The organism is Cedecea sp. VD22, from assembly GCF_037150195.1.
Taxonomy (GTDB): Bacteria; Pseudomonadota; Gammaproteobacteria; order Enterobacterales; family Enterobacteriaceae; genus Cedecea.
This window is the reverse complement of sequence record NZ_JBBCPX010000036.1, coordinates 1-1,425: the sequence shown is the minus strand read 5'-3', so window position 1 is coordinate 1,425 and position 1,425 is coordinate 1. Positions and strand designations below refer to the sequence as shown.

General features: G+C 52.9%; 1 rRNA gene. It reads right to left on the bottom strand.

Annotation, left to right across the window (positions count from 1 at the left end):
• Positions 1-26: 26 nt before the first annotated feature.
• Positions 27-1,425 (bottom strand): 23S ribosomal RNA (locus tag WFK85_RS23320); the annotation flags it as partial.

Genomic DNA, 1,425 nt, shown 5'->3' with positions numbered 1-1,425 from the left:
GTCTCTCAAAACACCTTCGGTGTTGTAAGGTTAAGCCTCACGGATCATTAGTACTGGTTAGCTCAACGTATCGCTACGCTTACACACCCAGCCTATCAACGTCGTCGTCTTCAACGTTCCTTCAGGACCCTTAAAGGGTCAGGGAGAACTCATCTCGGGGCAAGTTTCGCGCTTAGATGCTTTCAGCGCTTATCTTTTCCGCATTTAGCTACCGGGCAATGCCATTGGCATGACAACCCGAACACCAGTGATGCGTCCACTCCGGTCCTCTCGTACTAGGAGCAGCCCCCCTCAATTCTCCAGCGCCCACGGCAGATAGGGACCGAACTGTCTCACGACGTTCTAAACCCAGCTCGCGTACCACTTTAAATGGCGAACAGCCATACCCTTGGGACCTACTTCAGCCCCAGGATGTGATGAGCCGACATCGAGGTGCCAAACACCGCCGTCGATATGAACTCTTGGGCGGTATCAGCCTGTTATCCCCGGAGTACCTTTTATCCGTTGAGCGATGGCCCTTCCATTCAGAACCACCGGATCACTAAGACCTGCTTTCGCACCTGCTCGAGCCGTCACTCTCGCAGTCAAGCTAGCTTATGCCTTTGCACTAACCTCACGATGTCCGACCGTGATTAGCTAACCTTCGTGCTCCTCCGTTACGCTTTAGGAGGAGACCGCCCCAGTCAAACTACCCACCAGACACTGTCCGCAACCCGGATCACGGGTCTACGTTAGAACATCAAACATTAAAGGGTGGTATTTCAAGGTTGGCTCCACGCAGACTGGCGTCCACGCTTCAAAGCCTCCCACCTATCCTACACATCAAGGCTCAATGTTCAGTGTCAAGCTATAGTAAAGGTTCACGGGGTCTTTCCGTCTTGCCGCGGGTACACTGCATCTTCACAGCGATTTCAATTTCACTGAGTCTCGGGTGGAGACAGCCTGGCCATCATTACGCCATTCGTGCAGGTCGGAACTTACCCGACAAGGAATTTCGCTACCTTAGGACCGTTATAGTTACGGCCGCCGTTTACCGGGGCTTCGATCAAGAGCTTCTCCTTGCGGATAACCCCATCAATTAACCTTCCGGCACCGGGCAGGCGTCACACCGTATACGTCCACTTTCGTGTTTGCACAGTGCTGTGTTTTTAATAAACAGTTGCAGCCAGCTGGTATCTTCGACTGCCTTCAGCTCCACCCGCGAGGGGTTTCACCTACCGACAGCGTGCCTTCTCCCGAAGTTACGGCACCATTTTGCCTAGTTCCTTCACCCGAGTTCTCTCAAGCGCCTTGGTATTCTCTACCTGACCACCTGTGTCGGTTTGGGGTACGATTCAATGTTACCTGATGCTTAGAGGCTTTTCCTGGAAGCAGGGCATTTGTTACTTCAGCACCGTAGTGCCTCGTCATCACACCTCAGCGTTT